The organism is Streptomyces pacificus, from assembly GCF_011766325.1.
Classification (GTDB): domain Bacteria; phylum Actinomycetota; class Actinomycetes; order Streptomycetales; family Streptomycetaceae; genus Streptomyces; species Streptomyces pacificus.
Genome location: NZ_BLLG01000075.1, coordinates 1 through 538, shown reverse-complemented (window position 1 = coordinate 538; position 538 = coordinate 1). Strand labels below are relative to the sequence as shown.

General features: G+C 67.3%; 1 protein-coding gene. It reads left to right on the top strand.

The window, feature by feature from the left end:
- The coding region (locus SCWH03_RS28310) for a DDE-type integrase/transposase/recombinase (protein ID WP_173267781.1) at positions 1 to 456 on the top strand (456 nt) is incomplete at its 5' end.
- Positions 457 to 538: the final 82 nt, after the last annotated feature.

Below are 538 nucleotides of genomic sequence, written 5' to 3'. Positions count from 1 at the left end.
CGGGAACGCGACATCCGAGGCGTCACCCGCCGCAAGCGCCGGTACCTGACGAAGCAGGATGCCAAGGCCGCCCCGGCCCCGGACCTGGTCGGACGCGATTTCACCGCCGCCGAGCCTGGCACGAAGCCCGTCGGGGACATCACTTACCTGGCGACGATCGAGGGCTGGTGGTACTTGGCCACGGTCATCGACCTGGCGACCCGCGAGGTCATCGGGTACGCGATGGCCGATCACCACCGCGCCGGACTGGTCACCGACGCCCTGCGCATGGCCGCCGGCCGCGGTGACCTGAAGCCGGGCTGCATCATGCACACCGATCGCGGCAGCGAGTACACGAGTGGTGAATTCCGTCAGGAAATAAGGGCGTTGGGCCTGAGGCAGAGCATGGGACGAACCGGCATATGCTATGATAAACCGTTGTCATCACACTGCGCTCCTTTGCGATTGTGCGGATAGAGCTGCCTCGCGGGCCGCGATGCGGTCGCTGATTTTGATGCCCTGGGCGGCCTCGGGAGCGGGGTGGTCGGGGCCGGGCGGG